The 26,466-nt window shown below is 64.5% G+C and carries 22 protein-coding genes and 1 pseudogene; 12 read left to right on the forward strand and 11 right to left on the reverse strand.

All coding sequences use genetic code 11. From position 1 onward, the window contains the following. The first annotated feature begins 35 nt into the window (after positions 1-35). Both PX52LOC_RS31325 and PX52LOC_RS31330 read left to right on the forward strand, forming a co-directional pair. Complete coding sequence (locus PX52LOC_RS31325) at positions 36-488, forward strand: hypothetical protein (RefSeq protein WP_149113768.1); 453 nt, start codon at positions 36-38, stop codon at positions 486-488. Positions 489-505: 17 nt separating this feature from the next. Then, positions 506-1,021, forward strand: coding sequence for a nucleoside deaminase (locus tag PX52LOC_RS31330; RefSeq protein WP_149113769.1), 516 nt, complete (start codon positions 506-508; stop codon positions 1,019-1,021). A gap of 50 nt (positions 1,022-1,071) precedes the next feature. Here the strand turns inward: PX52LOC_RS31330 and PX52LOC_RS31335 are convergent, their stop codons facing one another. Then, entirely contained in the window at positions 1,072-1,401 is a 330-nt protein-coding gene (locus tag PX52LOC_RS31335) for a hypothetical protein (protein ID WP_149113770.1), read from the reverse strand. Between the two features lie 21 nt (positions 1,402-1,422). Next, entirely contained in the window at positions 1,423-1,830 is a 408-nt protein-coding gene (locus tag PX52LOC_RS31340; RefSeq protein ID WP_149113771.1) for an ester cyclase, read from the reverse strand. Between the two features lie 62 nt (positions 1,831-1,892). Between PX52LOC_RS31340 and PX52LOC_RS31345 the strand changes: the two genes are divergently transcribed. Both PX52LOC_RS31345 and PX52LOC_RS31350 read left to right on the forward strand, forming a co-directional pair. Then, positions 1,893-2,189, forward strand: coding sequence for a thioredoxin family protein (locus PX52LOC_RS31345; protein WP_149113772.1), 297 nt, complete (start codon positions 1,893-1,895; stop codon positions 2,187-2,189). Then, on the forward strand, positions 2,186-2,398 hold the full coding sequence (locus PX52LOC_RS31350; protein ID WP_149113773.1) for a hypothetical protein: 213 nt from the start codon (positions 2,186-2,188) through the stop codon (positions 2,396-2,398). Before PX52LOC_RS31345 ends, PX52LOC_RS31350 begins: the two co-directional genes overlap by 4 nt. A gap of 48 nt (positions 2,399-2,446) precedes the next feature. On the opposite strand, the gene PX52LOC_RS31355 is transcribed toward PX52LOC_RS31350, so the two are convergent. Next, positions 2,447-2,947 carry a flagellar basal body-associated FliL family protein gene (locus PX52LOC_RS31355; RefSeq protein ID WP_168219319.1) on the reverse strand — a complete coding sequence of 167 codons (501 nt, stop codon included), beginning with the start codon at positions 2,945-2,947 and terminating at the stop codon, positions 2,447-2,449. A gap of 531 nt (positions 2,948-3,478) precedes the next feature. Between PX52LOC_RS31355 and PX52LOC_RS31360 the strand changes: the two genes are divergently transcribed. From PX52LOC_RS31360 to PX52LOC_RS31375, 4 genes are all read left to right on the forward strand, one after another. Beyond that, positions 3,479-3,907, forward strand: coding sequence for a cupin domain-containing protein (locus tag PX52LOC_RS31360; RefSeq protein ID WP_149113775.1), 429 nt, complete (start codon positions 3,479-3,481; stop codon positions 3,905-3,907). A gap of 15 nt (positions 3,908-3,922) precedes the next feature. Continuing rightward, positions 3,923-4,390: a DoxX family protein gene (locus PX52LOC_RS31365; RefSeq protein ID WP_149113776.1), complete on the forward strand. Its 468-nt coding sequence runs from the start codon at positions 3,923-3,925 to the stop codon at positions 4,388-4,390. Between the two features lie 747 nt (positions 4,391-5,137). After that, positions 5,138-13,243 (forward strand): GH36-type glycosyl hydrolase domain-containing protein, encoded by an 8,106-nt coding sequence (locus tag PX52LOC_RS31370; RefSeq protein WP_168219320.1) that lies wholly within the window; start codon positions 5,138-5,140, stop codon positions 13,241-13,243. Positions 13,244-13,472: 229 nt separating this feature from the next. Further along, positions 13,473-13,673 carry a hypothetical protein gene (locus PX52LOC_RS31375; RefSeq protein ID WP_149113778.1) on the forward strand — a complete coding sequence of 67 codons (201 nt, stop codon included), beginning with the start codon at positions 13,473-13,475 and terminating at the stop codon, positions 13,671-13,673. A gap of 56 nt (positions 13,674-13,729) precedes the next feature. Here PX52LOC_RS31375 and PX52LOC_RS31380 read toward each other — a convergent pair whose 3' ends face one another. The 3 genes from PX52LOC_RS31380 to PX52LOC_RS31390 all read right to left on the reverse strand — a co-directional run bounded on the left by PX52LOC_RS31380 (position 13,730) and on the right by PX52LOC_RS31390 (position 19,922). Continuing rightward, the gene (locus tag PX52LOC_RS31380) at positions 13,730-15,481 is read right to left on the reverse strand and encodes an ABC transporter ATP-binding protein (protein ID WP_246173522.1); all 1,752 of its coding nucleotides are present in this window, start codon (positions 15,479-15,481) and stop codon (positions 13,730-13,732) included. A gap of 457 nt (positions 15,482-15,938) precedes the next feature. Continuing rightward, positions 15,939-17,339 carry a DUF1501 domain-containing protein gene (locus PX52LOC_RS31385; protein WP_149113780.1) on the reverse strand — a complete coding sequence of 467 codons (1,401 nt, stop codon included), beginning with the start codon at positions 17,337-17,339 and terminating at the stop codon, positions 15,939-15,941. Between the two features lie 132 nt (positions 17,340-17,471). After that, entirely contained in the window at positions 17,472-19,922 is a 2,451-nt protein-coding gene (locus PX52LOC_RS31390; protein WP_149113781.1) for a PSD1 and planctomycete cytochrome C domain-containing protein, read from the reverse strand. 189 nt (positions 19,923-20,111) lie between these two features. Here PX52LOC_RS31390 and PX52LOC_RS31395 point away from each other — a divergent pair, with 189 nt between their 5' ends. From PX52LOC_RS31395 to PX52LOC_RS44185, 3 genes and pseudogenes are all read left to right on the forward strand, one after another. Further along, a complete protein-coding gene (locus tag PX52LOC_RS31395; protein ID WP_149113782.1) occupies positions 20,112-20,489 on the forward strand; it encodes an ArsR/SmtB family transcription factor in 378 nt (125 codons plus the stop codon). Beyond that, positions 20,486-20,941 (forward strand): annotated as a pseudogene (locus PX52LOC_RS44180) (SRPBCC family protein); the annotation flags it as partial. The gene PX52LOC_RS31395 and the pseudogene PX52LOC_RS44180, both read left to right, overlap by 4 nt. Before the next feature lie 15 nt (positions 20,942-20,956). Further along, positions 20,957-21,373, forward strand: a complete 417-nt coding sequence (locus PX52LOC_RS44185) for an SRPBCC family protein (RefSeq protein ID WP_390637577.1) — start codon at positions 20,957-20,959, stop codon at positions 21,371-21,373. 126 nt (positions 21,374-21,499) lie between these two features. Here the strand turns inward: PX52LOC_RS44185 and PX52LOC_RS31405 are convergent, their stop codons facing one another. The 5 genes from PX52LOC_RS31405 to PX52LOC_RS31425 all read right to left on the reverse strand — a co-directional run bounded on the left by PX52LOC_RS31405 (position 21,500) and on the right by PX52LOC_RS31425 (position 25,804). Next, positions 21,500-22,282, reverse strand: a complete 783-nt coding sequence (locus PX52LOC_RS31405; protein WP_246173523.1) for a hypothetical protein — start codon at positions 22,280-22,282, stop codon at positions 21,500-21,502. A gap of 95 nt (positions 22,283-22,377) precedes the next feature. Further along, positions 22,378-23,175: an inositol monophosphatase family protein gene (locus PX52LOC_RS31410; RefSeq protein ID WP_149113783.1), complete on the reverse strand. Its 798-nt coding sequence runs from the start codon at positions 23,173-23,175 to the stop codon at positions 22,378-22,380. A gap of 5 nt (positions 23,176-23,180) precedes the next feature. After that, positions 23,181-24,134, reverse strand: coding sequence for an ROK family protein (locus PX52LOC_RS31415; protein ID WP_149113784.1), 954 nt, complete (start codon positions 24,132-24,134; stop codon positions 23,181-23,183). 28 nt (positions 24,135-24,162) lie between these two features. Continuing rightward, on the reverse strand, positions 24,163-24,813 hold the full coding sequence (locus PX52LOC_RS31420; RefSeq protein WP_149113785.1) for a phosphoribosylanthranilate isomerase: 651 nt from the start codon (positions 24,811-24,813) through the stop codon (positions 24,163-24,165). A gap of 10 nt (positions 24,814-24,823) precedes the next feature. Then, positions 24,824-25,804 (reverse strand): ROK family protein, encoded by a 981-nt coding sequence (locus PX52LOC_RS31425; RefSeq protein WP_149113786.1) that lies wholly within the window; start codon positions 25,802-25,804, stop codon positions 24,824-24,826. Positions 25,805-25,899: 95 nt separating this feature from the next. Here PX52LOC_RS31425 and PX52LOC_RS31430 point away from each other — a divergent pair, with 95 nt between their 5' ends. Then, the gene (locus tag PX52LOC_RS31430) at positions 25,900-26,448 is read left to right on the forward strand and encodes an HD domain-containing protein (RefSeq protein WP_149113787.1); all 549 of its coding nucleotides are present in this window, start codon (positions 25,900-25,902) and stop codon (positions 26,446-26,448) included. Positions 26,449-26,466 lie beyond the last annotated feature (18 nt).

The following is a 26,466-nucleotide window of genomic DNA, read 5'->3' on the forward strand; positions in this document are numbered from 1 at the left end:
CGTATCGCCAGCTTGGCCCGATTCGAGATTCCACGATGCCCAATCAGAACCCGACGATGACGATCCGCCCTCTCTTCAACCTCGGCATGGCGGGCGGGCTGTTCGTCTTGATGATTGCCGTCCCAGCTTTTACCGACCTGCCGTTCCTGTCGGCCAAGTACGCGGCGGTGTACATGTCGGTCATCACTAGCCTGACGGTGGCGTTCCTGCTCTACTTGGTCTCGATGAGCTACCAGTGGATCGAGTTGGACGGCGAGGTGATCCGCGGCCGCAAGCTCATCTCACGGCGCCTCCACGAGTGGCCCGTGAATCAGGTCGTCGAGGTGTCGATCCCCTCGGCTGAACCGACCGATGGTAAACCCAAGAGTCAGAACTACCGCATCGGCTTCGAGGACGGCACGTCGATCATACTTGTTGCGGGAGAAATGAACGGGATCGCGGAGTTCATGGCGGCACTCGCCCGGGTGCGACCTGTGCCACGGATCTGACGATTCGAGGGAAGATCATGAGGCAGTTCGAAGGCGTGTACCCGATCTCGGGTGAGGACCTCTCGGCCCAACCGATGAAAGCCATTCATGCGATGACGACGCACGAGCCGTTCATGCGGCGTTGTCTCGAACTAGCGATGAACGCCCGCGAAAAGGGCAACACGCCGGTCGGCAGCGTCGTCGTACTCGATGGCACGATCATCGGGGAAGGGATCGAGACTTTGCCCGCCGGCACGTCCATTACCGGCCATGCCGAACTGCTCGCCTGTCAGGCGGCAATCGACACTTCGGGCCGGAAGCACCTCGCCGGGGCGGTACTCTACACAACGGCTGAACCCTGTTTCATGTGCGGGTATGCGATCCGCCAACTTCGGGTCAGCCTCGTGATCTACGGGATGGAGACGCCACTCGTCGGGGCGGTCACCTCGGCCCATCCGATTCTGACCGGCCCGGCACTCGACGGCTGGAGGCCCGCCCCGGTCGTGATCGGCGGGGTTCTGCGGGCAGAGTGCGAGGGATTGAAGGCGAGGTGAGTCGCGGCGGAGCGTTGTGTCGCTCCGCCATGTTGTTGTGGGGCCGCACGCTACGTCTCGTCCAACTTCGTTCTCCAGATGCCCCGAATGCCAACGCCCGTGATCTCCGTCTCCAGGTCGAACGCCCGCATCACGGCGTTGTGTAAATCCTGGCCGGTCATGCCCCCGTGGAGAACGGCTTCCCGGCCGGGCGTGCCGCACAACTCGTCGCCCGTAGAGAGTTCCAAGTCCTCCGCCGTGGGCCGTCCTTCCTTGTAATGCTCGACCGTCGGCCGGTAGATGATGATCGGCAGCCGCGGCCAAGCGGACGCGATCAGCGTCTTCACCTCACCGTACTTCATGTCGCCGGTGAGGACGACCTTGTTCGACTTATCGCCCATAACGTGCCTTACCAAGGCAGGTCACTCGACCGGGATGCCGAGTTGCAGGAACCACCCGGCCCGGTCCCAGTACCCCCGCTGGAAGCGGATCTGGCCGCCGACGACCTGGAAAAACCCGCACCCGCGGAGATGGAACGTCTTCCCGTTCGGCCGCCGCCCGGCGAACTCGCCCCGCCACGTCGCCCCGCCCGACCACTCGATCATCACCCACTCGCCGTCCTGGTGCATGGCCTCTAACTTGGTGGTACTGTCCGGGAAGGCGGCGAAGAACCCTCGCGCGTCGCGGATGATGGCGTCGCGGCCGACGACTGGCTCCCCGGCGGCCACCTGGTGATTCGATGCGTCCGGATGGTACAAGTTCACCAGTGTATCGGCGTCCCGCCGGTTGAACGCTTCCACCCACGCGAGCATCACGTCTTTCGCTGTCATTCCGTCTCCTTCGTTGTCCTCGGCTTTAAGATACCCGAGATACCGCATCAAAGAGGGACGCGATGGAACCGACGCGAGAGGAAGTGGACCGCATGCCCGGCCCGGTGGTGCTGGAGTTCGGGGCCGAGTGGTGCCCCCACTGCCAGGCGATTCAATCGGACATGACGACCGTGCTGATGAGGCACCCGGGCGTGCGACACATTCAGGTCGAGGACGGCAAGGGCAAGTCGCTCGGGCGGTCGTTCCGGGTGAAGCTGTGGCCGACGCTGGTGTTCTTGCGGGACGGCCAGGTGGTAAGCCAGATCGTGCGGCCGTCGGCGGACGAGATCGGCAAGGGATTGGCGGAACTGGTGGGATGAACGATCAGCCCTCGCACCCGGTTCGGGGCACCACCGACGCCGAGGAGTCGGCGAAGTTCCGTAAGTACGCCGGCCGCATCCTCGTGGTCGTAGTCGTCGCGTTGTTCATCGCGGCCGCCGGGTTGGTCGTCGCCGGCTGGCTGCCGGTTACTGGTGAGGACTCATTGTTGGGTTGGTCCTGGCAGCTTTACTTCTTGTCGGCGGCCTGACCGCGGCCGTCATCCTCTACGCCATGTCGCAGGACGGGGCGTGACGGTCTACTGAATGAGGTATTCGTCGAACAGAATGTCTTTGATTGGGTTGCTCTTCGCCCCAGGTGCCAGCACCTCGCCGAAGGCCTTCTTCAGCCCGTCGCTCACGCCCCGGACGCCTTGGGTGTGGCGGACATCGGCGAGGGTTCGGTCCGTCAGGAAGGTGATCGCGGCGTTCTTGAGTTCGGTCTTCTTCTTTTCGACCCGAGCTTCCAATATCCGGTAGTCCGTTTCGTCGACTTGAATGGACAACTTTACCCGGAGATACCGGGTCAACCGCTCCTCCTTGAGGTTGACGGTCACCTCCCCGAACGGGATCAGATCTGAGGTGGGGGCGGCGAGTTGCCTCTCGATGCGGGCCACCCGTCCTTCGAGGTCGCTGACCCTAGCCAGCAACTTCTGCTCGGCAGAGGGTTCGACTTTCGTGGGCGGATCGGACTTCGCGGGGATCGGGGTGACCGAGAAGGTCAGGAAGGCGGCCGCTCCGACGAGTAACAAGGTTCGCAAGGTAGACTCCCGGGGGTTGAGATTCCGTCTGAACCCTAGAACGGGATGTTTCTCACAGCTATCGAAATCGCTTGGTACTTTACGGCCGGACAGGCAGTTATGCTGATACTCGTATGTTTACGGTCATGGAGTATCGGCCAAAGGCGAAGTGACTGTGCCCTCGGATACACTCCACCGGTTCGTAGGCGTTGTTGCGATTGCGGCTCCTCTGCTCCACTCTGCCACGTACGTGATGGAGTGGAGCAGAGGTTTCTCCCCGCCCAACTCTGGCTGAACTACGCCGCCTTCTTGTCCATGTGGCCTGGCTGCTTCTCGGCGTAGACGCCATCCACGACCGCGACCTCGGGATCGTCGGGCTAATCGGCGAGATCCTGTACAGGACGGCGTTCGCCGCGAACATTTTCCGGCCGGACTTCGCATCTCGGCTCATTCCGATAATTCATCCATCACTTGTCACAAAACCGATCCCGTAGTCGTCCTTGATGGCGGACGGGGGTACCGTGGCACGAAACTTTCGATGAGGAGAAGTCCATGATTCGTGGAACGCTGGTGCTGGTCACGGGGATCAGCCTCGGGCTCGGTGGCATGCTCGCCGCACGGCATGACGAGAAGCCGCACGGGACAGCGGTGAAATTGCTCGCGGCGCGAGACATCGCCGAGAAGTTGGATGGCAAAGAGGCGAAAGCGACGGCGGTCGAGGTGACCATCGAACCGGGGCAGGCGGGTGACCCGCACCGCCACCCCGGCCCGGCCTTCGGGTACGTCCTGGAGGGAGAGTACGAGTGGGCCATCGACGACCAACCGGCCAAGGTGCTGAAAGCCGGCGAGACGTTCTACGAACCGGGCGGGTGCCTGCACCGGGTGTCCAAAAACTCCGGCAAGGTGAAGACGCGAGTCCTCGCCTGGGTGCTCCACCCTCGCGAGGCCAAGGATCTGGTCATCCCGGAACCAAAGAAATAACGAGGGGTTATGACCATGGGATTGGAAGCAGATCCGTCGGATCGCTGGCAGGCGCTCGCCCGCGTCCTGGTTCGCCTCGCGCTGGCGGCCTCATTCCTGTCGGCGGTGGCCGACCGGCTCGGGGTGTGGGGCCCGCCGGGCGCGGCCGGTGTCGCTTGGGGCAGCGTGTCGGCGTACGAAGAATACGTTGCCAAGCTGAACTGGTTCCTGCCCCCGGGCGTGGTGCCGGTGGTCGGGTGGACGGCCACAGTCGCAGAGGTGTTGCTTGCGGTGGGGCTGCTGATCGGCTGGCGGCTCCAGTGGGTCGCGTTCGCGGCGGGCGTGCTGCTGACCGCTTTTGTGTTGGCGATGGGCGTTGCCCTCGGGCCGAAGCCGCCTCTGGACTACTCCGTGCCGTCGGCGGCAGCCGCGGCGTTCCTGTTAGCGGCCGTATCGCGACCGGCTGCCGTCGGGCCCGTGACCGATAACAGGAGGAAGTCATGAAGGCGGTCGTGATCGGTGGCACCTGGATCAAAGGGTGAAACGTCACGCCGCGTCCTCGGCGCCTGCCCGTTTTTACCCGGTCGGCGCCGGGATGCGTTCCCACCGCTCCATGGGGCACGACCGGCACGTGTACTTCGTCTCCACGAACTTCCCCTCCTCGGGCTTCCCTTCGACCGTCTACCTGACGCGGAACATATAACCTTGTGGGCGTGCCTCGGACAGCAACTGTCGGGGGGTTCGAACGGCGTCATCCAGCGGGCTCCACGGACTTCGGAGCAGTAAACCGAGAATATCGCTCGGCGTGCGCGCGAACCGCCGACTTGTTCCCGTTCCTGGAGAGCGGATATCGACGGTACTCAACTCGGCTCATTGGGCGTTAGCGATTTCACAACCTTATTTCCGAGACGAGGCAAATCCAAGTTATAGCTACGCTCCGGGTAACAAAACGGCTCCACTCTGGCATAGCGATTGCTCGCCAGATGTCTTGTTCCCATACTTGAGAGCCACCCGATGTCTGATGTCGCTGTCGATCTTCCTTTTAGTCAGCCCGCACAATCTCCGTCTCACCTGTCACAAGTTCTCCGAACGAAGAAAAGCTCCCTCAACGATTTGGCACTGGATACGTTGGACTCGGCTGCACCCGGTGATCGACGGCTGTTGAAGCGGTTTCGGCAAAACGTCTCGCGAATTCAGAGGGCCTATCAGGAATTGTCCGTCTCCGCGAGGCAAGGCGGGCCGGTTTCGAGCGTGGCGGATTGGTTGCTGGACAATTACTACGTCATCGAAAGCGTCCTTCGCCAGATTCGTTCGCACCTGCCGCGCAGTTACTATCGCGAGCTTCCGGCCATCGCGAGAGGCTCCGACGCCGGCCTGCCCCGGATTTTCTCGCTGGCGACGACGCTTCTGGCTCAGACCGAAGGGGCGATTTCCGAGCCGCAACTCCGAGCGGACGTGAAGGCCTTCCAGCAAATCGCCACGCTGACCATCGGCGAAGTGTGGGCCATTCCCACGATGCTGCGATTGGCGACGGTCGAGGCGATTCGGAACCTCGCGGACGACATTCTCAAAACTCGCCACGAGATGGTGCAGGCAGAATCCGATCTCGCGATGGTCCGCGCCGGACGCCGGACGCAGTTGCCAGCGACGGCCACGGATGCGTACCGACTGTACTTCTGGGACGCGCTCAAGACGCATAGCATCGCCGCTGACGCGGAAGCGGATGTCGTCCATGACTGGGTGAAGGTTCACCTCGCGGACGTCAACGAGGTCGCTCACCGCGAACACACCCGGCAAGCCGGCGAGCAACTTGCGATCGGGAACGCGGTCACGAACCTTCGCGTTCTGGACGTGATCGACTGGATGGCCTTCTTTGAAGCCGTGAGTGGCGTCGAAGAAGTGCTGCGGACCGATCCCAACGGCGTGTACGCAACTCAGGACTTCGCGACGCGCGACCGCTGCCGGCGGGCGGTCGAGGAACTCGCGAAGGGAAGCCGGCGGGCAGAACTCGACGTCGCGCGGCTGGCCGTGGCAATGGCCACGCAGCATCGGGAGTACCCCGTGTCGGGGCACGTCGCCAGCGTCTTGCTCGGCGAAAGCCGGGAGGCGTTCGAGCAGCAACTGGGCTATCGCCCCACCTGGTCCGCCGTCCGACAAACGGTCGCGGTCCGCCACCCACACCTCGTCTACTTCGGGTCGCTGGCGGTCTTCACGCTCGCGCTGCTCGTGGCTACGTTGCTGTTCAGCCCGCTGCCGGCTTGGTGGGCGCCGCTCGTGATTTTGCCGCTGGCCCTGTCGCCGTGCCTCGACTTGGCCGTCGCGTTCACGCAAATCGTGGCCCGCCAGTTCGCGCCGCCGCGCGTACTACCGAAGCTGGACTGGAAAGGCGACATCCCGGACGACTGCGCCACGTTCTTGGTTGTGCCGACGTTGATCTCCCGCCCGGCCCAAGCCGCGGGGCTGATCGAGCGGTTGGAACTGCACTACCTGTCGAACCCCGACGGGGCGTTGCGGTACGCCTTGCTGACGGACTTCACCGACGCGGCCCAGGAAACGATGCCGGACGACGAGGCGTGCGTTACGGCGCTCACGACCGGCATCGCGAAACTGAACCAACAGTACGCAACGCCCGAATCGCCGCGGTTCTTCGTCTTCCACCGCTGCCGACAGTTCAACCCGACCGAGGGGTGCTGGATGGGCTGGGAACGGAAGCGGGGCAAACTCGAAGAGTTCAATCACCTCCTTCGCGGCGCCGCGGAAACGAGCTACACGACCAAGTTCCCCGCCACCGAGGGCCTGCCGCGGATGCGGTTCATTCTGACGCTGGACACCGACACGGTGCTGCCGCGGGACGCCGCCAAGCACATGATCGCGACGCTGGCGCACCCGCTGAATCGTGCCCGCAAGTCGGCGGACGGCCGACGGGTCGAGGCCGGGTACGCGGTGTTGCAGCCGCGGGTGAACTTCCTGTATCAGACCGGCTTCCGCTCCTGGTTCGCCCGGCTGTTCGCGGGGTCGGCCGGCGTCGACCCGTACTCGACCGCGTGTTCCGACACCTACATGGACCTCTTCGCCCGCGGCTCCTTCACGGGCAAAGGCCTCTACGACATCGACGCATTCGCCGACACCGCGGGCGAAGCCTTCCCGGACAATCGCATCCTGAGCCACGACCTGATCGAATCGAACTACGCCCGCTGCGCGCTCGCGACGGACATCGAGGTGTACGACGAGTTCCCGGCCCGGTACCACGCTTACGCTCGCCGCGATCACCGCTGGATTCGCGGGGACTGGCAACTGCTGCCGTGGCTGGGGAAGCGAGTCCCCACGCCGCGCGAGCCGCTACCGAACGTGCTGCCGGCGCTGGAACGATGGAAGATCGTCGATAACCTCCGTCGAAGCCTGCTGGCGCCCGCGCTCATTCTGTTGCTCGTCGCCGGCTGGACTATCCTGCCGGGATCGGCGTGGGGCTGGACGCTCCTGGCGCTGGCGCCGCTCGCGTTCCCGACGCTCGCAATGGTCCTCGGCGGCTGCACGACCATTTTGAAGGGCCGCACCCCGCGAAGGGTCTGGGCACAGTTGCGGTTCGACCTCGGCAACACCGCGGGCCAGGGCTTGCTGCGAATCGTGTTTCTCCTGAACGAAGCCGTTCACGCGGTCGATGCCATCGCACGAACGCTGTATCGGCTGCTGATTTCCCGCCGGCACCTGCTGGAGTGGGAATCAGCCGCCGCGACCGACCGTCGGCTGGGGGACGATTTCCGCTCGTTCGCGACCGCGATGCGGACGAACAGCGTGCTGGCCCTCGGCCTGACGGCGCTCGTGGCGTGGTTCGCCCCGTGGAGTCTGATCGCTGCCGCTCCGCTGCTCGCGAGCTGGTTACTCGCCCCGTTCGTGGCCTACCGGGTCAGCCAGCCGCGGGCCGTTCGCGAGATTCTGCTCACGGACGCGGATCGGCACGAACTCGAGCGCGTGGCCCGTCGCACCTGGGATTTCTTCGAGACGTTCGTGAACGACGACGGCAACTGGCTACCGCCGGACAACTATCAGGAAAGCCCGCTCGGCGTGGTCGCCCACCGGACCTCGCCGACGAACATCGGTCTGTACCTGCTGGCCGTGCAGGCCGCGAACGACTTCGGCTACATCACGCCCGGTGCGATGTGCGACCGGTTGGAGAAGGCATTCGATTCGCTGGACCGCCTCGAACGGAACCACGGCCACTTCCTCAACTGGTACGACACCAGCAAGCTCACCACCCTGCTGCCGGCGTACGTCTCGACCGTAGACAGCGGCAACCTCCTCGCGTGCCTGCTGGCCCTCGTTCACGGGTTGAACGAAGACGACACGCGAACGTCGAACCCGGCGCAAATCGGCCTCGACCACACGCTCGGCGTGCTGCTCGACGAACTGGACCGCGAGGGCTATAAGGCATCGCCGAAGGACTCCCTAGCCGCGGCCGTGCAGGGCGGCGATCGAACCGCGATCCTGAAAGCGGTGGAGGGGCTGAAGGCCTCGATCGTTACTGAGTCGGAATCGAACCGCTGGTTGAACCTGCTGGTCCGGCAAGTTCAGCAAAAGCACGCCACGACGAACGGCGAACCGTTGCACGCACGCCTGGCGGCTCTGGCGGCGCGGGCCCGCCGGTACGCGGACGAGATGGACTTCCGGTTCCTCTTCAACGCGGACCGCGAGTTGTTCACGATCGGCTACAACGCCACCGCCAACCGCTTCGACGCGAACTACTACGACCTCCTCGCGTCGGAGGCGTGCATCGCCAGTTTCCTCGCGGTCGCCCGCGGCGAAGTCGCGCGCAAGCACTGGTTCCGCCTCGGCCGCCTCGCCACGCGGGCCGCGGGTTCGACGGGTCTCGTCTCCTGGGGCGGGACGATGTTCGAGTACCTGATGCCGCGGCTGCTGTTGCCGATTCCGCCCGGCGTGCTGCTCGACAAAGCCCAGCGGACGGCCGTGAAGCGGCAGATCGAGTACGGGAAGGAAATCCACCTGCCGTGGGGCATCTCCGAGTCGGGCTTCGCCGTCGTCGACGCGGGCCAAGTCTACCAATACCAGTCATTCGGCGTGCCGGGCCTGGGCTTGAAACGCGGCCTCGACCGCGACCGCGTGATCGCGCCTTACGCGACGCTTCTCGCCGTGGACGTCGATCCGGTCGAAGCGGTCAAGAACCTGCGCCACCTTCGGTCCCTCGGTGGCGAGGGGCGGTACGGCTTCTACGAGGCGATGGACTTTACCCCGGATCGCTCGGAAGGCACGGCGCCCAACGTGGTGAAGTCGTACATGGCCCACCACCAGGGGATGGGCTTCCTGGCCATCGCGAACCGCCTTCGCGGTGGCGTCTTCCGGCGGCGGCTGCGCGCCGAACCCGCGGTCAAGGCAGCCGAGTTGTTGCTGGAAGAACGTGTGCCGACCGACGCGCCGCTGCTTGAGCCGCTTGGCCCGCCGGAGAACTCGACCGGACCGGCTGCTCTAATCAGCAGCGCGTCGAAACGCCGCATCACGACGCCGGACACGCCGACGCCGAAGACGCACATCCTGTCGAACGGCCACTACTCGGTCATGGTCACGAACGCCGGGGCCGGCTTCAGCGCGTGGAACGCCTACTCCGTCACGCGGTGGCGGCCGGACGGGACGTGCGACGAACAGGGGCAATTCGTTTACATCCGCGACCGCCAGACCGGGAAGTTCTGGTCGGCCGGGTATCAGCCGACGCGGCGAGAGCCGAAATCGTTCGAGGTGATCTACGCCATAGACAAGGCCGAATTCCGCCGCATCGACGACGAGATCGAAACCGTGATGGAAGTCGTGGTCGCCCCGGACCGCGACCTGGAAGTGCGGCGGGTGACGCTCGCCAACCTCGGCCAACGGCCGCGGTCGCTCGACCTGACCAGCTACGCGGAAATCGTGCTCGACACGCAGGCGGCCGACGTGGCCCACCCAGCCTTCGGCAAACTCTTCCTGGAAACCGAGTGGCTGGCGAACTCGTCGGCCCTGCTCGTGCGGCGACGGCCGCGCTCGCCCCAAGCGCCGGCCCCGTGGGCCTTCCACGCCACCATCGGCCCCGATGCCACGGGTGAAGTGTCCTGGGATTCCGACCGCGTTCAGATCCTCGGTCGGCGGCGGACCACGGCCGAGCCGGCGATGCTCGATTCGCACTGCGCCAACCTCGGCGGGACGACGGGGGCCGTACTCGATCCCGCGCTCGCGTTGCGGCGGCACGTCACAGTGGAGCCGGGCGAACGCGCCACCGTCAGCTTCGTGACCGGGGCGGCGATGACGCGCGAAGCGATCCTGAAACTCTTGGAAAGCGTCTCGACGCCGGCCGCGGTCGATCACGTTTTCGAGCTAGCCTGGGCACAGTCGCGGATCGAGTTGCAGCACAACCACCTCAAGACCGAGGACATTCACCTCTTCCAACGGCTCGCAGGACACTTGCTCTACCCGGTGGGGCCGCTTCGAGCGCCGCAACAGATTTTGGCGACGAACCGCGAGTCGCAATCCGGGCTCTGGCGCTTCGGCATCTCCGGCGACTGGCCGATCACGCTCGTTCGGCTGAACGGCCCGGACGGCCTGCCCCTGCTCCGGCACTTGCTGCTCGCACACCACTACTGGACGAGTCACGGCCTCAAGGCGGACCTTGTCGTGTTGCTCGCCAACGCCGGTGGGTACTTCGATGAACTGCACAACCAGACGACGGGCCTGGTCCGTTCGCTCGTTCCCGCGGACCGGCTCGACCGACCGGGCGGCGTGTTCGTGCGAAAGGGCTGGCAGATGAACGAGGCCGACCGCGTTTTACTGCTGACCGTCGCGCGGGTCGTGCTGGACGACCGCTCTGGCCCGCTGGAAAGCCAGGCCGACCGTCTGGGAACGCCGCAGTCGATGCCGCCACGGTTGGTCCGAAAATCTGGTACGCCCGCTCGCCCGGAACCACGGATCGAACCGACGCCCCGGCATTGCCCGAACGGCTTCGGCGAGTTCATCGCGGACGGGCGGGAATACCTCATCGCGCCCGCGCAGCCCGGCGCCGTGCCGCCGTTGCCGTGGGCGAACGTGATCGCGAACCCGGCGGCCGGGTTCATCATCACCGATTCCGGGGGCGGGTATGTGTGGGCCGAGAACAGCCAGACGAACCGCCTGACCCCGTGGAGTAACGACCCCTGCCTCGATCCCCCGGGCGACTGCTTCTTCGTGCAGGACCTCGACACCCTGGATGCGTGGTCGCCGACGCCGCTGCCGTGTGCCATCGCCCCCGTCGAGGTGCGGCACGGCGCCGGGTATACCGTGTTTCAATCGCACCAGGCGGGACTGCAACACGAACTCACCGTGTTCGTTCCGGTGGCCGACGCGGTGAAGGTGTCGCGGCTGAAGTTACGAAACACCGGCACTCGCATCCGCCGCGTCGCGGTCTTCTACTACGCCGAACTGGTTCTCGGTTCGACGCGCAGCGCCACGGCCCAGCACATCGTCACGGAACTGGATGCCGACTCCGGCGTCGTGCTGGCTCGTAATCCGTTCCACCCGATGGAATCACAACGAGTGGCGTTCGTCGATTGCGACGTACGGCCGCGGACCGTCACCGGGGATCGGGCCGAATTCTTGGGCCGCAACGGTCGCCTAGCCACGCCGGCCGCGCTGGAGCGGGTCGCGCTTTCGGGCCGCGTCGGTGCGGGTTACGATCCGTGCGTCGCCATCCGTGGCACGCTGATCCTGGCCCCGGGGGAGGAGCAAACCATCGTCGGCCAGATCGGCCAGGTCGGCGACGTTCGCGACGTCCGCCGTACCGTGGCCGCGCACCGCGGTGCCGAGGCCGAGAAAGCCCGCGAGGCTGTGGCGAACCGATGGCGGCATTTTTCGGACACCATCCGCATTCAGACGCCCGACGCCGCGTTCAACTCGTTGATGAACCAGTGGCTGCCGTATCAGGTTCTCTCCTGTCGGCTCTGGGGACGCTCGGCCGTGTACCAGTCCGGCGGCGCCTATGGCTTCCGCGATCAACTCCAGGACGTGTGCGCCCTCGTTCACGCGGCCCCTGGCCTCGTCCGCGATCAAATTCTCCGGGCCGCGGCTCGACAGTTCACCGAAGGGGACGTGCAGCACTGGTGGCACGAGCCGGGCGGGGCCGGCGTGCGAACGCGCATCTCGGACGACTTCCTGTGGCTGCCGTACACCGTGGAGTACTACGCCACAACAACCGGGGACCGCGAAATCTGGGACCGATCGGTCCCGTTCCTTTCCGGCCGGGCGCTCGAACCGCAGGAGCATGAAATCTTCGAAACGCCGAACGTCTCGGAAGAGAGCGGTTCGATCTACGAGCACTGTGTCCGAGCCTTGAAGCGCGGCTGGGCGTTGGGGCCGCACGGGCTGCCGTTGATCGGGACCGGGGACTGGAACGACGGGATGAACGAGATCGGCTCCCACGGCCGTGGCGAGAGCATCTGGCTGGCGTGGTTTCAGATCGTGGTCCTCACGCGATTCATGCCGATCGCCGAAAGCCGGGGCGACGCCGAGTTCGCGGAGAAGTGTCGCCAGCATGCGGAACAACTTCGTGTCGCCGTCGAACAACACGGGTGGGACGGCCGCTGGTACCGCCGGGCCTACTTTGACGACGGTTCGCCGGTCGGCTCGGCCGCGAACGAGGAGTGTCGGATCGATTCGCTGGCGCAAACGTGGGCCGTGCTGTCGCGCGTCGCAGATCGTGACCGTGCGACGCAGGCGATGGACGAGGTGATGCGGCAACTCGTCCAGCCAGAGGACCGACTGGTTCTGCTCTTCACGCCGCCGTTCGACGCCGGGCCGCAACAACCGGGTTACATCAAGGGCTACGTCCCCGGCGTCCGTGAGAACGGGGGGCAGTACACGCACGCCGCTGCGTGGGTGATTCAAGCGCTGGCCGAGTTGGGCCGCGGCGACGAAGCATTCAAGACCTTCAACCTTCTGAATCCCGCGTCGATCACCGCCACCGGCGACGGCGTCAGCCGCTACAAGGGCGAACCGTATGTCGTTGCCGGCGATGTGTACTCGCTGACTTCGCACCGCGGTCGCGTCGGCTGGACGTGGTACACCGGGTCGGCGGGTTGGCTCTATCGCATCGGATTGGAAAACATCATTGGCTTGCGCCGCTCGAATGATGTGCTGGAAATACGACCCTGTCTGCCGAGCGCCTGGGACCGTGTCGAGATCACGTATCGCTTCGTCGATACGGAGTACGCGATCGTGGTCACGAATCCTCAACGATCCTCTCCCGGCGTCGTGAACGAAGTGTACCTCGACGGGGCGCTTCAATCCGATCATCGCGTGAAGCTTCAAAACGACAAAGGGAAGCACACCATGGAAGTGCGGCTTCAATAGCCGCATTCGACCGACTTGCGCAACCAATCGCGCAAGTCGGATACCATTCTCCTCACTTCGGATGCCGTTGGACTACAGAATCTCTTCCGATCCCACCTTCGAGATCTCAATCGAAGAAAACTGCTTCAATCTCGGTGTCAAAAGCAAGCAGAACGTGAAATCGGCGTCCAGATCGTCCGTTTGTGGAACGCAAGCTGCATAAGGTTGCTCACTCTCCGGGAGAACCATCATGACGCACGATCTAAGCTTTACCAATAACAGCCCGACTGCTGAACTGTCCGCCACGGTGAAAGGCCACGAAACGCTGATCGCCGATCCGCGAGATGGGATTCGTCCTTCGGAGTTTGTTCAAAACAAACTCATCAGTTCGTTGCCCTCCTCCTCGATCCCGGTCAGCAGCCTGCACATGCACCGACGATGTGCGCGATAAGTTGAATGAAATACGACGCGGGCGGCGCTCGATGAATCGAGCGCCGCCCGCGTCGTTTAGCCGTTCGCCGGGCTGACTTCGGAGCATCGAACGAGCTCGGCAAACAATCCATTTTTCTCGATCAATTCCCGATACGACCCCACTTCCGCGATGCGGCCGTCGTCGAAAACAAAGATGCGATCGGCGTCAACGAATGTGCTCAGTCGGTGGGCCACCATAATGACGGTGCGGTCTCGATTCGCCGTCCCGATCGCCTTCTGGACGAGGCGTTCGCTGATGGTGTCGAGGGCGCTCGTCGCTTCGTCCAGAATCAGGATGGGCGGGTTCCGCAAGAAGACGCGGGCCAACGCCAGCCGTTGCCTCTGGCCGCCTGACAGGTTCTGCCCCTTCTCGGCGACCGGCGTTTGATAGCCGTTCGGCATCGCGTTGATCTCCTCGTGTATCGCCGCCAAGCGCGCGGCACGTTCAACTTCTTCGTCCGTACACGAGCGGTGAAGGCCGTACTCGATGTTCTCCCGGATCGTGCCGGCGAAGATGAACGGGTTCTGCCCGACGTAGCCGATCTGATCGCCGATCGCTTGCCGCGAGATGTTCGCGATCGGCATTCCCTTCAGCCAGACTTCGCCCTCCTTCGGGTGGAGCAAGCGCGTCAGCACTTTCAACCACGTTGACTTCCCGCAGCCTGTTTTTCCGGCGATTCCCACTGTCTCGCCGTGGTGGATCGTCAAACTCACGTCGTTCAACGCGGCGCGAGATTCGCCGCTCGTAAGCTGGTACTGAACGCTCAATGCTTTCACTTGCACGACGGCCGGGGCATCTTCGGGGAAGACCGTCGCCGACGTGTCGAACGACGGGTCATTCGGGAGGGCCAGCAGCTTTTGCAGGTCCATGACCCGGAGGCTCGCTTCGTGGCCCTCATCCAACACGCGGTGGATTTCGTTCAACGGGGCCATCGCACTCAGGTAGAGCATGGAAAATGTCAGAATGTCGCCGAAGCTGATCGCCCCGTGAATCGCGAGGTAGGCCGCGAAGGCCATCACGCCGACGTGGAACAGCCCCTCGATCATGGCCTTGCCGGCGCCGAAGAGCGACATCGCGACGTGGTGTCGCAATTCCTTCTTCCGCTTGCGTTGAGCCGCGACCGCAACGCGGTCCAGTTCCCAGTCGAGCGTGTTCGCCACCCGAATGTAGTCGAGGCCGCCGAACTGCTCGACGATGATGCCGTCCATCTCTTCGCTGACTTTCAACAGTTGCAACCGCACGCGGCGTTGCGAGATGAGTTGCCAGACCGTCAGGCTCAAGGAAATCGGAATGATCCCGGCCAGCGCGAGGCCGAGGGCCGGCTGTTTGGCCACGGCCACGCCGATGGAGAGCAAGCCGATCAGGACCGCCGGGAAGAAATCCAGGAACGACAGGCGCAACAGCCGAAGGTAAGCGCTGACGCTACGGAACACCCGCCCGTGGAGGACGCCGATCTTTTCGTGCGTGAGCGTGGACAGGTCGGCCCGCATGAGGCGGTTCACGACCTCCAGTGTTGTTTGCTGTTCGATCCGCGTGCAGGTTTTTTCGACCAGGTAGCGACGGGCGACGCCGAGGAGTTCGCGAAGGAAGACCAGGGCCGCGATGGCTCCGAGCAGGACGGCGATGGTTTGAAAGATCGCCGCCTGCGGTTCATGTTGCGTGACACCGGCATGAACACGATCCACCAGTTTGCCCGACAAGAGGGGCAGTCCGGTGTTCGCGACCCCTGCCACGGCCATGAGGACGAAGGCTCCGAACAGCGCGAGTTGTTGTTTCCGGGGCACCATTCGCCAGGACGCGATGGCGTTGCGGACAAGTTCTGAGACTTCGACTCGGAATCGCAACGCGGGTGAACTTCTGTCGGTAGGCATACATTCTCCGCCCTGTTGAACCTGCGTCGCCGGCGGGTTCAACAGGGCCGTGCAGCGACGCGGCGAACTTTTTTCGCAACCGGGAGAGTGGCCCTCAGTGAGCATCTCTGATGCCACGGGAAGCGGCCGCGGGACCGCCGGAACGAACACCTTTCATGCTGAGGTATCATCCCCAATACCTCGTGGGGACCGGTCAAGACGCGCGGATTGTTGAGAATCGAAGGTTGAGCTTCGACCGCGGCAGGTGGCACCTCAGCCTCAATCTTCTTCACCTACCGCTGCCGCGACATGCCACGCTCTCACTCGGCGAACTCGGGTTCCGGAATGAACTTGTGCGAACCGCCGCGAGCACGGGTGGCCCGGGCGGCTCAAGTTACACCAAGATTTCCTTCACCACGCGGGCCGGCTCGACGCCACTGAGCTTCGCGTCGAGGCCCTGGAACTTCACTGTGAACCGTTCGTGGTTGATCCCCAACAGGTGGAGCATCGTCGCGTGCAGGTCGTGGACGCTGACCACATCTTCGACGGCGTTGTAGCCGAGGTCGTCGGTGCTGCCATACGTCAGGCCACCCTTGATGCCACCGCCGGCCAGCCACATGCTGAACCCCTTCATATGGTGGTCGCGGCCGCTGCCGCCCTGCGACATCGGCGTGCGGCCGAACTCGCCGCCCCACACGACCAGCGTGCTGTCGAACAGGCCCTTGTCCTTCAGGTCGCGGATCAGGGCCATCAGCGGGCGGTCCACTTCTTCGATCTTCAGTTTGATGTCGTTCTTGATGCCGCCGTGGTGGTCCCAGTCGCGGTGGTAGAGTTGGATGAACCGCACGCCGCGCTCGGCCAAGCGGCGGGCGAGCAGGCAGTTGGCCGCGAACGTGCCATCGGAGCCTTTCGTGCCGTACAGGTCGAGGGTCTTCTTATCTTCCTTCGCCAGATCCATGAGGCCGGGCACGCTGGCCTGCATCTGGAAGGCCATCTCGTACTGCTTGATCCGCGTGGCAATTTCCGGGTCGTCCACGACGCCGTTGTGCAGGGTGTTAAGGTTCTGAATGGCGCTCACCGCGTCGCGCTGCTGGTCACGACTGACGCCGGCGGGACTGCTCAGATAGAGGACCGGGTCGCCCTTGCTGCGGAGGTTCACGCCTTGGAACTGACTCGGCAGGAAGCCGCTGTGCCACTGCCGCGAGGAGATCGGCTGGTTCTGCCCGCCGCGGCCCTGCGACGTGAGGACGACGAAGCCCGGCAGGTCTTTGGTTTCACTACCGAGGCCGTAAGTGATCCAACTGCCCATGCTCGGCCGGCCGCTGATCGTGGTGCCGGTGTTGATGAACGTGTGGGCCGGGTCGTGGTTGATCGCCTCCGTGTGCAGACTGCGGACGATGCAAATGTCGTCGGCCACTTCGCCGAGGTGCGGGAACAGTTCGCACATCTCCTGGCCGGACTTGCCGAACTTCTGGAACTTGTACTGAGGGGCGAGGCACTTCAACTGCTGCCCCTGAAGTTGCGCGATCGGCTGGCCCTTGGTGAACGACTCCGGCATCGGCTTGCCGTCCATCTCGGCGAGCTTCGGCCGGTAGTCGAACGTCTCCAGGTGCGACGGCCCGCCGGCCATGCACAGCCAGATGACCCGCTTGATCTTCGGGGTGTGATGGAGCTTCACCGCCCCCTTCGGCGTCTCGGCCGCCGAGAGCTTGGGGTTCAGCAAGTGACTCAGGGCGAGCGCGCCGAGGCCGCGGGTGGTGCGGCCGAGGAAGACGCGGCGTTGAATCAGGCTCATTCTCTAGGCCTCAAGAATGGCCCGCTGATAACGCGGATTTCAACGCAGATGAAGACGATCAAGCAATGAATTCCTGGCTTTCATCATCTTCAATCTGCGTCCGAAGGTCGGCGTCGTCAGCGGGCCGTGTTTTCAGTCTCGGGAGATGAACTCGTGCAGGTTCAGGACGACGCGGGCAGTCGCCGTCCACGCGGCCAGTTCGGGCAGCGGTAGTTCCTTCGGTAGCGGCTTGTCGCCGATGGCGAGGAACTTCTTCGCGGCGGCTTCGTCAGCCGTGTAGTCCTTCAGTTGCTTCGTGACGTACTCGGTCAGCACCTTCGCCTCGTCGGCCGTCGGGTTCCGTGAGAGGGCTTGCTGGTAGAGCCAGATGACGCGGTCGGTCGGCGTTTTCCCGCCGTGGCGGACGATGCGTTCGCCGAAGGAGCGGGCCGCCTCGACGTAGGTGGGGTCGTTCAGCAGAGTGAGAGCCTGCTGTGGCAGGTTGGACCGCGACCGCTCGATGGCACACTCCTCGCGCGACGGCGCGTCGAACGCCAGCAGGCTCGGGTGCGGGAAGCTGCGTTGCCAGTGCGTGTACAGGCCGCGGCGGTAGAGACCTTCGCCCTGGTCGTTCTGCCACTCGCGGGGCGGGAAGTTCAGGGCCGTCCAGTACCCGGCCGGCTGGTACGGCTTCACGCTCGGACCGCCGAGCTTGTCGGCGAGCAGGCAGCTCACCGACAGGGCGTTGTCCCGCACGAACTCGGCGTCGAGCCGGAACCGCGACTGACGAGCGAGCAGACGATTGGCGGTGTCCACGTCCTTCATCTCCGGCCGCGGCTTCGACGATTGCCGGTACGTCTGTGACATCACGATTCGCTTCACGAGCTTCTTCACGTCCCAGCCGTCCTGGAAGTCGAGGGCGAGAAAGTCGAGCAGTTCCGGGTGGCTCGGCGCTTCGCCCTGCATGCCCACGTCTTCGAGGCTGCGGGCGAGACCGGCCCCGAAGAACAGCTTCCAGACTCGGTTGACGAACACGCGGGCCGTCAGCGGGTTCTCGCGGGCGAGCAGCCACTTGGCCAGGTCGAGCCGCGTGCCTCGCGGCGTGGTGAGGGTCGTCGAGACGAGCACCTTCGGCGTCGCCGGCTTCATGACTTCGCCGGTGTCGTCGAGCCAGTTGCCCCGGGGCAACACGCGCACCGTCCGCGGCGGCCCGGACTGCGTGGTGAGGCAGCTCGGGATCGCCGCGGCCAAGGCGTTGCGGGTCCCTTCGACCTTCGCGACTTCGTCGCGAAGGGCCTTCGTCTCCGGCCGGTGTGCGAGGTAGTACGCGGTCAAGTCCTTTGCTTGCTTCGCCGTCCGCTTCTCGCCTTTCACGATGGCCTGGACGTTCGCGGGCAGGTCCTTCGCGGCTTGCTCCCACTCTGCTTGTTTCGGCAGGAGTTTGGCTTCCTCGGCCTTCAGTTTCTTCTTCGCCTCAGTCAGTGCGTCGTCCTGTTTCTTCAACGCGGCGTTCTGTTCCGGCGTGCCGAGCCGCGTACCGGGGCCGCGGTCGCCGACGGCCGGTTCTTGCACGTCGGCGAAGAACGCGGCCAGGCTATAGAAGTCCTGGATCGAGAACGGATCGTACTTGTGGTCGTGGCACTGGCAGCACCCGAGCGTGACGCCGAGCCAGACGCTGCCGACGTTCCGCACCCGGTCGGCGGCGTACTTGGCCTCGTACTCCTTCGCCTGCGCGCCGCCCTCCTGCGTGGTCTGCAAGAGGCGGTTGTACGCACTCGCCACCTGCTGTTCCTGCGTGGCGTTCGGCAGTAAGTCGCCGGCGAGTTGCTCGGTGGTGAAGCGATCGAACGGCCGGTTCGCGTTGAACGCCTTGATGACGTAGTCGCGGTACGGCCAGACGGTCATCGGATTGTCGCTGTGGTAGCCGATGCTGTCGGCGTATCGCACCTGGTCGAGCCAAAACAGGGCCATGCGTTCGCCGTAGTGCGGCGACGCCAACAGGCGGTCGACCACCTTCTCGTAAGCCTGCTGCGAGCGATCCGTCACGAACGCCTGCACGTCGTCCCACTTTGGCGGCAACCCGGTGAGATCGAACGACAGCCGCCGAATCAGCGTGACGCGATCCGCCTCCGGCGATGGCGTTAGTTTCTCCTTTGCGAGCCGTTCACGGATGAACTGGTCGATGGATTTACTGACTCCTGACTCCTGATTCCTGACCCCTGGCTTCAAAGGGATGTACGCCCAGTGGGGTTCGTACTCGGCCCCCTCGGCGATCCACTGCTTGAGGATGTCCTTCTGCGCGGTCGTCAGTTTCTTGTGCGAGTCCGGCGGCGGCATTATCTCGTCGGCCGCGGTGCTGTCGATGCGGGCGGCCAGCGCGCTCTCGCCGACCTTCCCCGGCACGATGGCCTTCCGGGCGATGGCCACGTCGCGGTCGTCGAGCCGGAGTTTCGCCTTGCGCTGGTTTCTGTCCGGCCCGTGGCAGGCGAAGCAGTTGTCCGACAGGATCGGCCGCACGTCGCGGTTGTACGACACCTTCTCGGCCCGAACGGTCGTGACGGCCAACAACACGCCGAGAGCGGAGAGGAGGCTTCGGGGGGTCATTCGATCTCTCCGATTCATTTCAACGACGGGCAACCGGCAGGGAACTGGCATGATAGATTAAAAGCCCTGAGAGAGCGAGCAGAGTTTGTAGACTCCCCACCGTTTCCGCCTCACACAGCGTCTGTGAGTTTCCGCCTGAAGGGTTCAACTTGGCTTGATATATTCCCGATATGGAATATTATCGTCCGCATGGCCCGCCCCTCGACTACCGCCGATGCCTTCCATGCCATTGCCGAGCCTCGGCGTCGGCAAATCCTCGGCCTGCTTGCCACGGCTGAATTGCCCGTGAACGACCTCGTCACCGCCCTGGACATCCCACAGCCCCAGGTCTCGAAGCACCTTCGAGTTCTCAGAGAGGTCGGGCTGGTGGCCGTCCGGGGTGCCGGGCAACAGCGCCTGTACCGCCTCTCCCCCGCGAAGCTCAAGCCTGTCCACGACTGGGTGAAAGGGTTCGAGCGGTTCTGGGCAGAGAGCTTCGACCGACTTGGCGAATACCTGGCGGATCTTCAAGCCGGGCAGCCCGGCGCCGACACTCCGCCCCACAAAACTGAAGGAGAATCCGAGTGACCAATCTCGGCGACACGTCGGACCGCGAGATCACCACCGTTCGGGTGTTCGATGCCCCTCGGGAGTTGGTCTTCGCCGCCTGGACCGACCCGCGGCACGTCTCGCACTGGTGGGGGCCGCGAGGGTTCACCACAACCACCGCCGAGATGGACGTGCGGCCGGGCGGGGTATGGCGGTTCGTGATGCACGGACCGGACGGCACCGACTACCCGAACCGGATCGTATTCACCGAGGTCGTGCCGCCCGAGCGTTTGGCATACCTCCACTCCGGGGAGGGCGAGCACGACGAGGTTCAGTTCGCCTCCACGGTGACATTCGAGGACGTCGGCGGGAAGACTCGGCTCACGCTGAAGGGCGTGTTCCCGACGGCAGAAGCCCGGAACCACGCGGCCGAGAAGTACGGGGCCGTGGAGGGCGGTCGGCAGACACTGGCACGGCTGGCCGAGCACCTTGACGCCGCGCGGGAAGTGGTTAGCTCGCGGGTGTTCGACGCGCCGCGTGAGGCGGTGTTCGGAGCGTTCCTGGACCCGGCGACGCTAGCCCGGTGGTGGGGACCAGATGGCTTCAGCAGTACGATCCAGGTGTTTGATCCGCGGCCCGGTGGGACCTGGAAGCTGGTCATGCACGCGCCGAACGGAACGGATTACCACAACGAGAGCGTGTTCGTCGAGGTAACTCCCCCCGAGTTGGTGGTGTTCGACCACTTGGAGCCGGTTCACCGCTTCCGCATGACGATGCAGTTCGACAAGCACGAGGGTGGAACGCTGGTCACCTGGCGGATGCGGTTCGATGTCCCGGCAGAGTGCGAGCGGGTGCGGGCATTTGTGACCCCGGCGAACGAGCAGAACTTCGACCGGTTGGCGGGGATCCTCAAGGGCGGGTAAGCGGCCGCCCAGAGGACATGTGCCCGACACTCAACGGGGATGCGAACAGGTCGGAGGAGAACCAGTGATAGTTCTCCTCCGACCTGTTCGCATCCCCGTTGAGTGTCGGGCGAATTGTTCTCGTTGTTACTTGTTCTCGGGCAGCACGATCTCCAGCGGCTTCATTTCCAAGGTCGGGCCAGCGATATCGACCGGGAAGCCTTTCGCGCCGTCCTTGCCCTTGTGGTAGCCGTTCTCGTGGCGATAGAAGATGCGGAACTTCCCTTCCGGAGCGTCCTTGATCTCGAAGTTCCCGTCGGCGTCCGTCAGGGCGAAGTACGGGTGGTCGAAGATCACGACGCGGCCGTTCATCCACGGGTGGATGTTACACGCGAACGTCGCCGGGTTCTTCTGGGCTTCGAGCGCCTTTTCCGGCTTGAAGCTACCGCCAGCCGCTAGCGTCTGATTGAACTCCAGGTTGTCCGACGAGAACTTGATGTTGTGCGGCACCGGCGAGCTGTTCTTCACCAACAGCGTGTCACCGGCCCGAGCGACGACGATCCGCGGTGCGAACGCACACACGGGCTGATCGACCATGTGTTCCTTCGCGGCCGTTTTCGCCAGCGCCGGGGCGATGTCACCGGCGGCGAACGTGTCGCCTTCGGCCGGCTTCAGGTAGACCCACACGTTCTTGACGCCCTTGTTCTTCGGGTTCACGATCAGCTCGTCGCCGACCAGTGCCCCCTTCGACAGGCAGTGTTCCTTGTCGGCGGTGACGTTGATTTCCTTCTTCTCGGGCACCGGCTTGTCGGCCGGGAAAACGACTTGGCCCTTGATCGTGGCCCACTTGTCGGCGGCGTGGGCATCAGTCGCGCCGGCCCAGGCCAACGCGGTCGCGGTGAGGGTGGAGAGTAGGCGAATCCGGGTCATGAAAGCTCCAGGTGAAAGAGGAGAGAGTTCGGCGGGGGCTATCGCGATGGATGGCTCACGGGTATTTTCTGCGGACCGCTGTCCGATGACAACGCCTACGGGAAACTTTTCGGCGCACGCTCGCCCGGTTGCAGGATTCGCTGCACCAGCGGGTGTAACGGCTTATTACTCGCCACCACGTCGACCGAGTGGATGGTCCGCTGGCCGGTCCAGTCGGTGAAGACGCCGCCGGCCTCTTCCACGATGGGCAGCAAAGCGGCCACGTCCCAAGCGTGAACGCCGTGGTCCACCATGACGTCAATAGAGCCTTGCGCGACGAGCATGAAGCCGTAGAAGTCGCCGATACCACGCTGCCGTTCGGTCTGATTGCACAGGTCCACGAACTGCTCGAAGTACCCGGACTTCTTGAACCAGTTCACGCCGGAATAACTGAGGAACGCACGGTTCAGAACTTCGACGTCGCTGACGTGAATCTTCCGATCGTCGCAATACGCCCCGTCACCGCGGAGGCCACGCCAGAGATTGCCGAGAGATGGGGCGTAGGCCACGCCGGCGATCGCGTCGTCGCGGTATTCCAAGCCGAGGAGCGTGCCCCAGATCGGGATGTGCCGCACGAAGGCCCGCGTGCCGTCGATCGGGTCGATGACCCAGCGGAAGCCACTACTGCTCGGCTCGTCGCCGTACTCTTCACCGAGGAAGCCGTCGCCGGGGAAGTGCTTCGTGATGCGCGTGCGGATCAACTCTTCCGCCTGCTTGTCGGCCACGGTGACGGGGCTTTGATCCGCCTTCCACTCGACCTCGAAGCCGGAGTCGTAGTATCGCTTCGCTAGATCGCCCGCCTCGCGGGCCACCTCGATTGCCAGGTCGTACCGTGAACGCCATTCCGGATTCATCGTTTTCAGTTCCCGCCGAGTTTGGATTTCGCGTAGGCCGCACATCCGATGATGCCCGAGTCATCGCCGAGGGCGGCAGGCACGCACTTCATTCCCCGCGCCGCATCCGGCAGGATGCTCTTCTGCGCGAGTTCCCAAATCCGCTCGATGAAGCTATCGCCGAGCGCCTGCGTGACGCCGCCGCCGATGACGACGACCTCCGGGCTGAGCAGGTTTACAACACTCGCGATGCCGGCCCCGAGCGCCCTTGCGGCGTCGTCGATCAGTTGCATCGCGATCGGGTCGTGCCGTTGGTAGAAGTCCGCCAACTGCGAGCTTTTGACTTTCTCCAGGTCCACGCCCTTCCAGTCCTTGCGGGTCCGCTTCGGGGCGTCGTCGAGCATTTCCTTCGCGCGCCGCATCTGATAGCGACGGCCGGCCACCGATTCCAGTGTCGTGCCCTTCCGCCAGTGGACGACGATGTGCCCGACCTCGCCGCCGTGGCCGTTGAACCCGTGGTGCAACTCGCCGTTGAAGATCAACCCGCCGCCGACGCCGGTGCCGACGAAGATGCCGAAGACGTGCTTGGCCCCCTTCGCCGCCCCGTGAGAGAACTCACCGTAGGTGCCCATGCGAACGTCGTTGTCCAGCACGACCGGCCACTTCCACGACTCCGGCAGGTGCGGCTTCACGTCCAGGTTTCGCCAGTTCAAATTCGGGGCGAACCGCACGGTCGTGGTGTGCGGTTCGATCTGCCCGGGGATGCCGAAGCCCATGCCCTTGACGTGGGCGGCATCGACGTTGGCTTCGCGGAGGATCGAATCGACGGCCTGTCCGATGCGCGTGAAGACACCGGACGGCCCGCCCTCGGCCTCGGTGGGCGTCTTGGCCCGCGCGACGAGTTGCAGCGACTCGTCGAACAAGCCGGTGAGAATCTTCGTGCCGCCGAGATCGACGCCGATCCAGTAACTGCCGCTCATACACAACTCCGGAAGGCTCGCCGGTCCCTCAGCATGATAGGGAAATCGCTGCCCGAGCATTCTTCACAAACGCCCGGACCTTCTCGGCATCCTTGTGGCCGGGCCGAGATTCGACACCACTGGCAACGTCGACACCCCACGGCCGAACTTGCCGAATCGCGTCGGCCACGTTGTCGGGCGTCAGCCCGCCGGCCAGAATCAGCGGCACGCCGGGATCGAAACCCGCCAGGAGGTGCCACGGAGCCTTGTGCCCCGTACCGCCCATCTCACCCGCGACGTAAGAGTCGATCAGTACCGCGGCCGGCCGACGACCGACGGCGGTGGCCCGTTCGACGAAGATTTTCACGGCATCAACCGATGCGGCATCCTGCACTCGGAACGCCGGGACGTGCGCGAAGGGGAACAGCGATTCGCTGGGCGGTTGGTCGTCGTAGGTTTGCAGCCCCCGAAGGCCGAGTTGGAACGCGATGGCCGTGGCCTGCCGCAACGGCGTGTTGACGAACACGCCGACCGGCGAGACGAACGGCGGGAAGGCCTTCAGGACATCGACCGCCGCGTGCGGATCGAGGTACCGCGGCGACTTCGGGTAGAAGTTCAGCCCGATGGCGTCGGCCCCGGCCTCGCCGACCATTCGCACGTCGTCGGGCGTCGTCACGCCGCAGATTTTCACACGAACCATGAGGGTTGTATTATCGGGCGGCAGCCTTCGAGGCTAACGCGACCGCCCCGTGAATGACGACTTCCTCGCCGAGCGCCGCCGGGACGATGTCCGTGAGGCCGGCGAACGGCGGGAAGACGCGATCGGCAACGCCTTGGCGGATCGGTTCGAAGAAGAGTTCCTCGCCGAGCAGGGACACGCCGCCGCCGATGACGACCCGCTGCGGGCACAAGAGCGTAATCGTCTGGCTGATCGCTTCCGCCAGAGCGTCTACGGCTTCCCGTAGAACTCGCAGGGCGAACGCATCCTTCCGCTTGGCCGCCCGGCCGACGAGTTCCCCGGTCAACTTCGAGAAATCCCCTTCGACGTACTCGACAAGCAGCGACCCGGCCGCCTCGCCGTTCTCGGCCAACTCGCGGGCACGTAGGCCGATGGCGGGGCCGGCAGCGATTTGCTCCAGCGCGACCATCATCGGCGTGCCGGCCCGCGACCAGTCCAAGACTTTCAGGTGACCGATCTCGGCGGCCCCGCGGCCGACGGCCCGATAGATTTCACCGCCGAGGATCAGCCCGCCACCGATGCCGGTGCCGACGGTGATGTAGAACAGCGGCGACACCCTCTGCCCCGCCCCGAACCGGGCTTCACCAAGACCGCCTACGTCGGCGTCATTGCCGATGGCGGCCGACACGCCGAGCAACCCCTCCGCCCAGTCCCGGAGCGGGAAGTCGTCCCACCCGTCGATCTGGTGGGACTTTATCGTACGCTGCGTTGCGTCGTCGAACGGGCCGCCGAAGCCGATGCCGACTCCGAGAATCGTCGAACGATCCACGCCGGTGCGGGCGAGCAGTTCCGGGATGGCCCCTTCAATCTGCCGTCGTATGCCGGCCGCGCCGTCAGCGGCGTTCACCGTCCGCCGCAGGACGGGTTGGTCTTCGACCAGAATCAACTTCCCGTCCCCCCGGCCGAGGCCGAGTTGCAGTTTCGTGCCGCCGATTTCGATGCCGAGGAACATGCGATCTCCCGCCGGGTGGTCGGAGAATTATCGGGAACCGGCCCGCGAAGATACAATGGCGATTCCCGGAACTTCTCCTCATCCCACCGACGACTATGCCAGCCACCGACCCGAACGCCGTGATCTTCGAGGCCGTCGCCTTCGCCGCCCGGGCGCACAAGAACCAGATTCGCAAGGACAAGGAGACGCCCTACGTCAGCCACGTTTTCCGCGTCGCCCTCACGGTGTCGCAGGTCTTCGGCTTCCACCAGCCCACGCTGATTGCGGCGGCCGTCCTGCACGACACGATCGAGGACACGACCACGGATTACGACGACCTGTTGGAGAAGTTCGGCGAAGAAGTCGCCCGCATCGTCGTGGCCCTCACGAAGGACATGCGGTTGCCCGAAGAGGAGCGCGAGGAGGCGTACCGCAAACAACTGGTGGCCGGCGGTTGGCCCGTCTGCGTGTGCAAGTTGGCCGACATCTACGACAACACGAACGATGGCGCGACCCTCGGAGCAAAAGGCCGGGAGAAGTCGATCCGCCGGATGAAGTCGTACCTCGACGCGCTGCGGACGGGCCTCACGGCGGAATCGCGGCCGGCCTTCGAGATCGTCGAAAAGCGACTGGCCGAGGCGGAATCGCACTTGGCGAAGGGTTGACGGCACCGCCATAATTAC

This window comes from Limnoglobus roseus (genome assembly GCF_008254045.1).
In the GTDB taxonomy this organism is placed as follows: domain Bacteria; phylum Planctomycetota; class Planctomycetia; order Gemmatales; family Gemmataceae; genus Limnoglobus; species Limnoglobus roseus.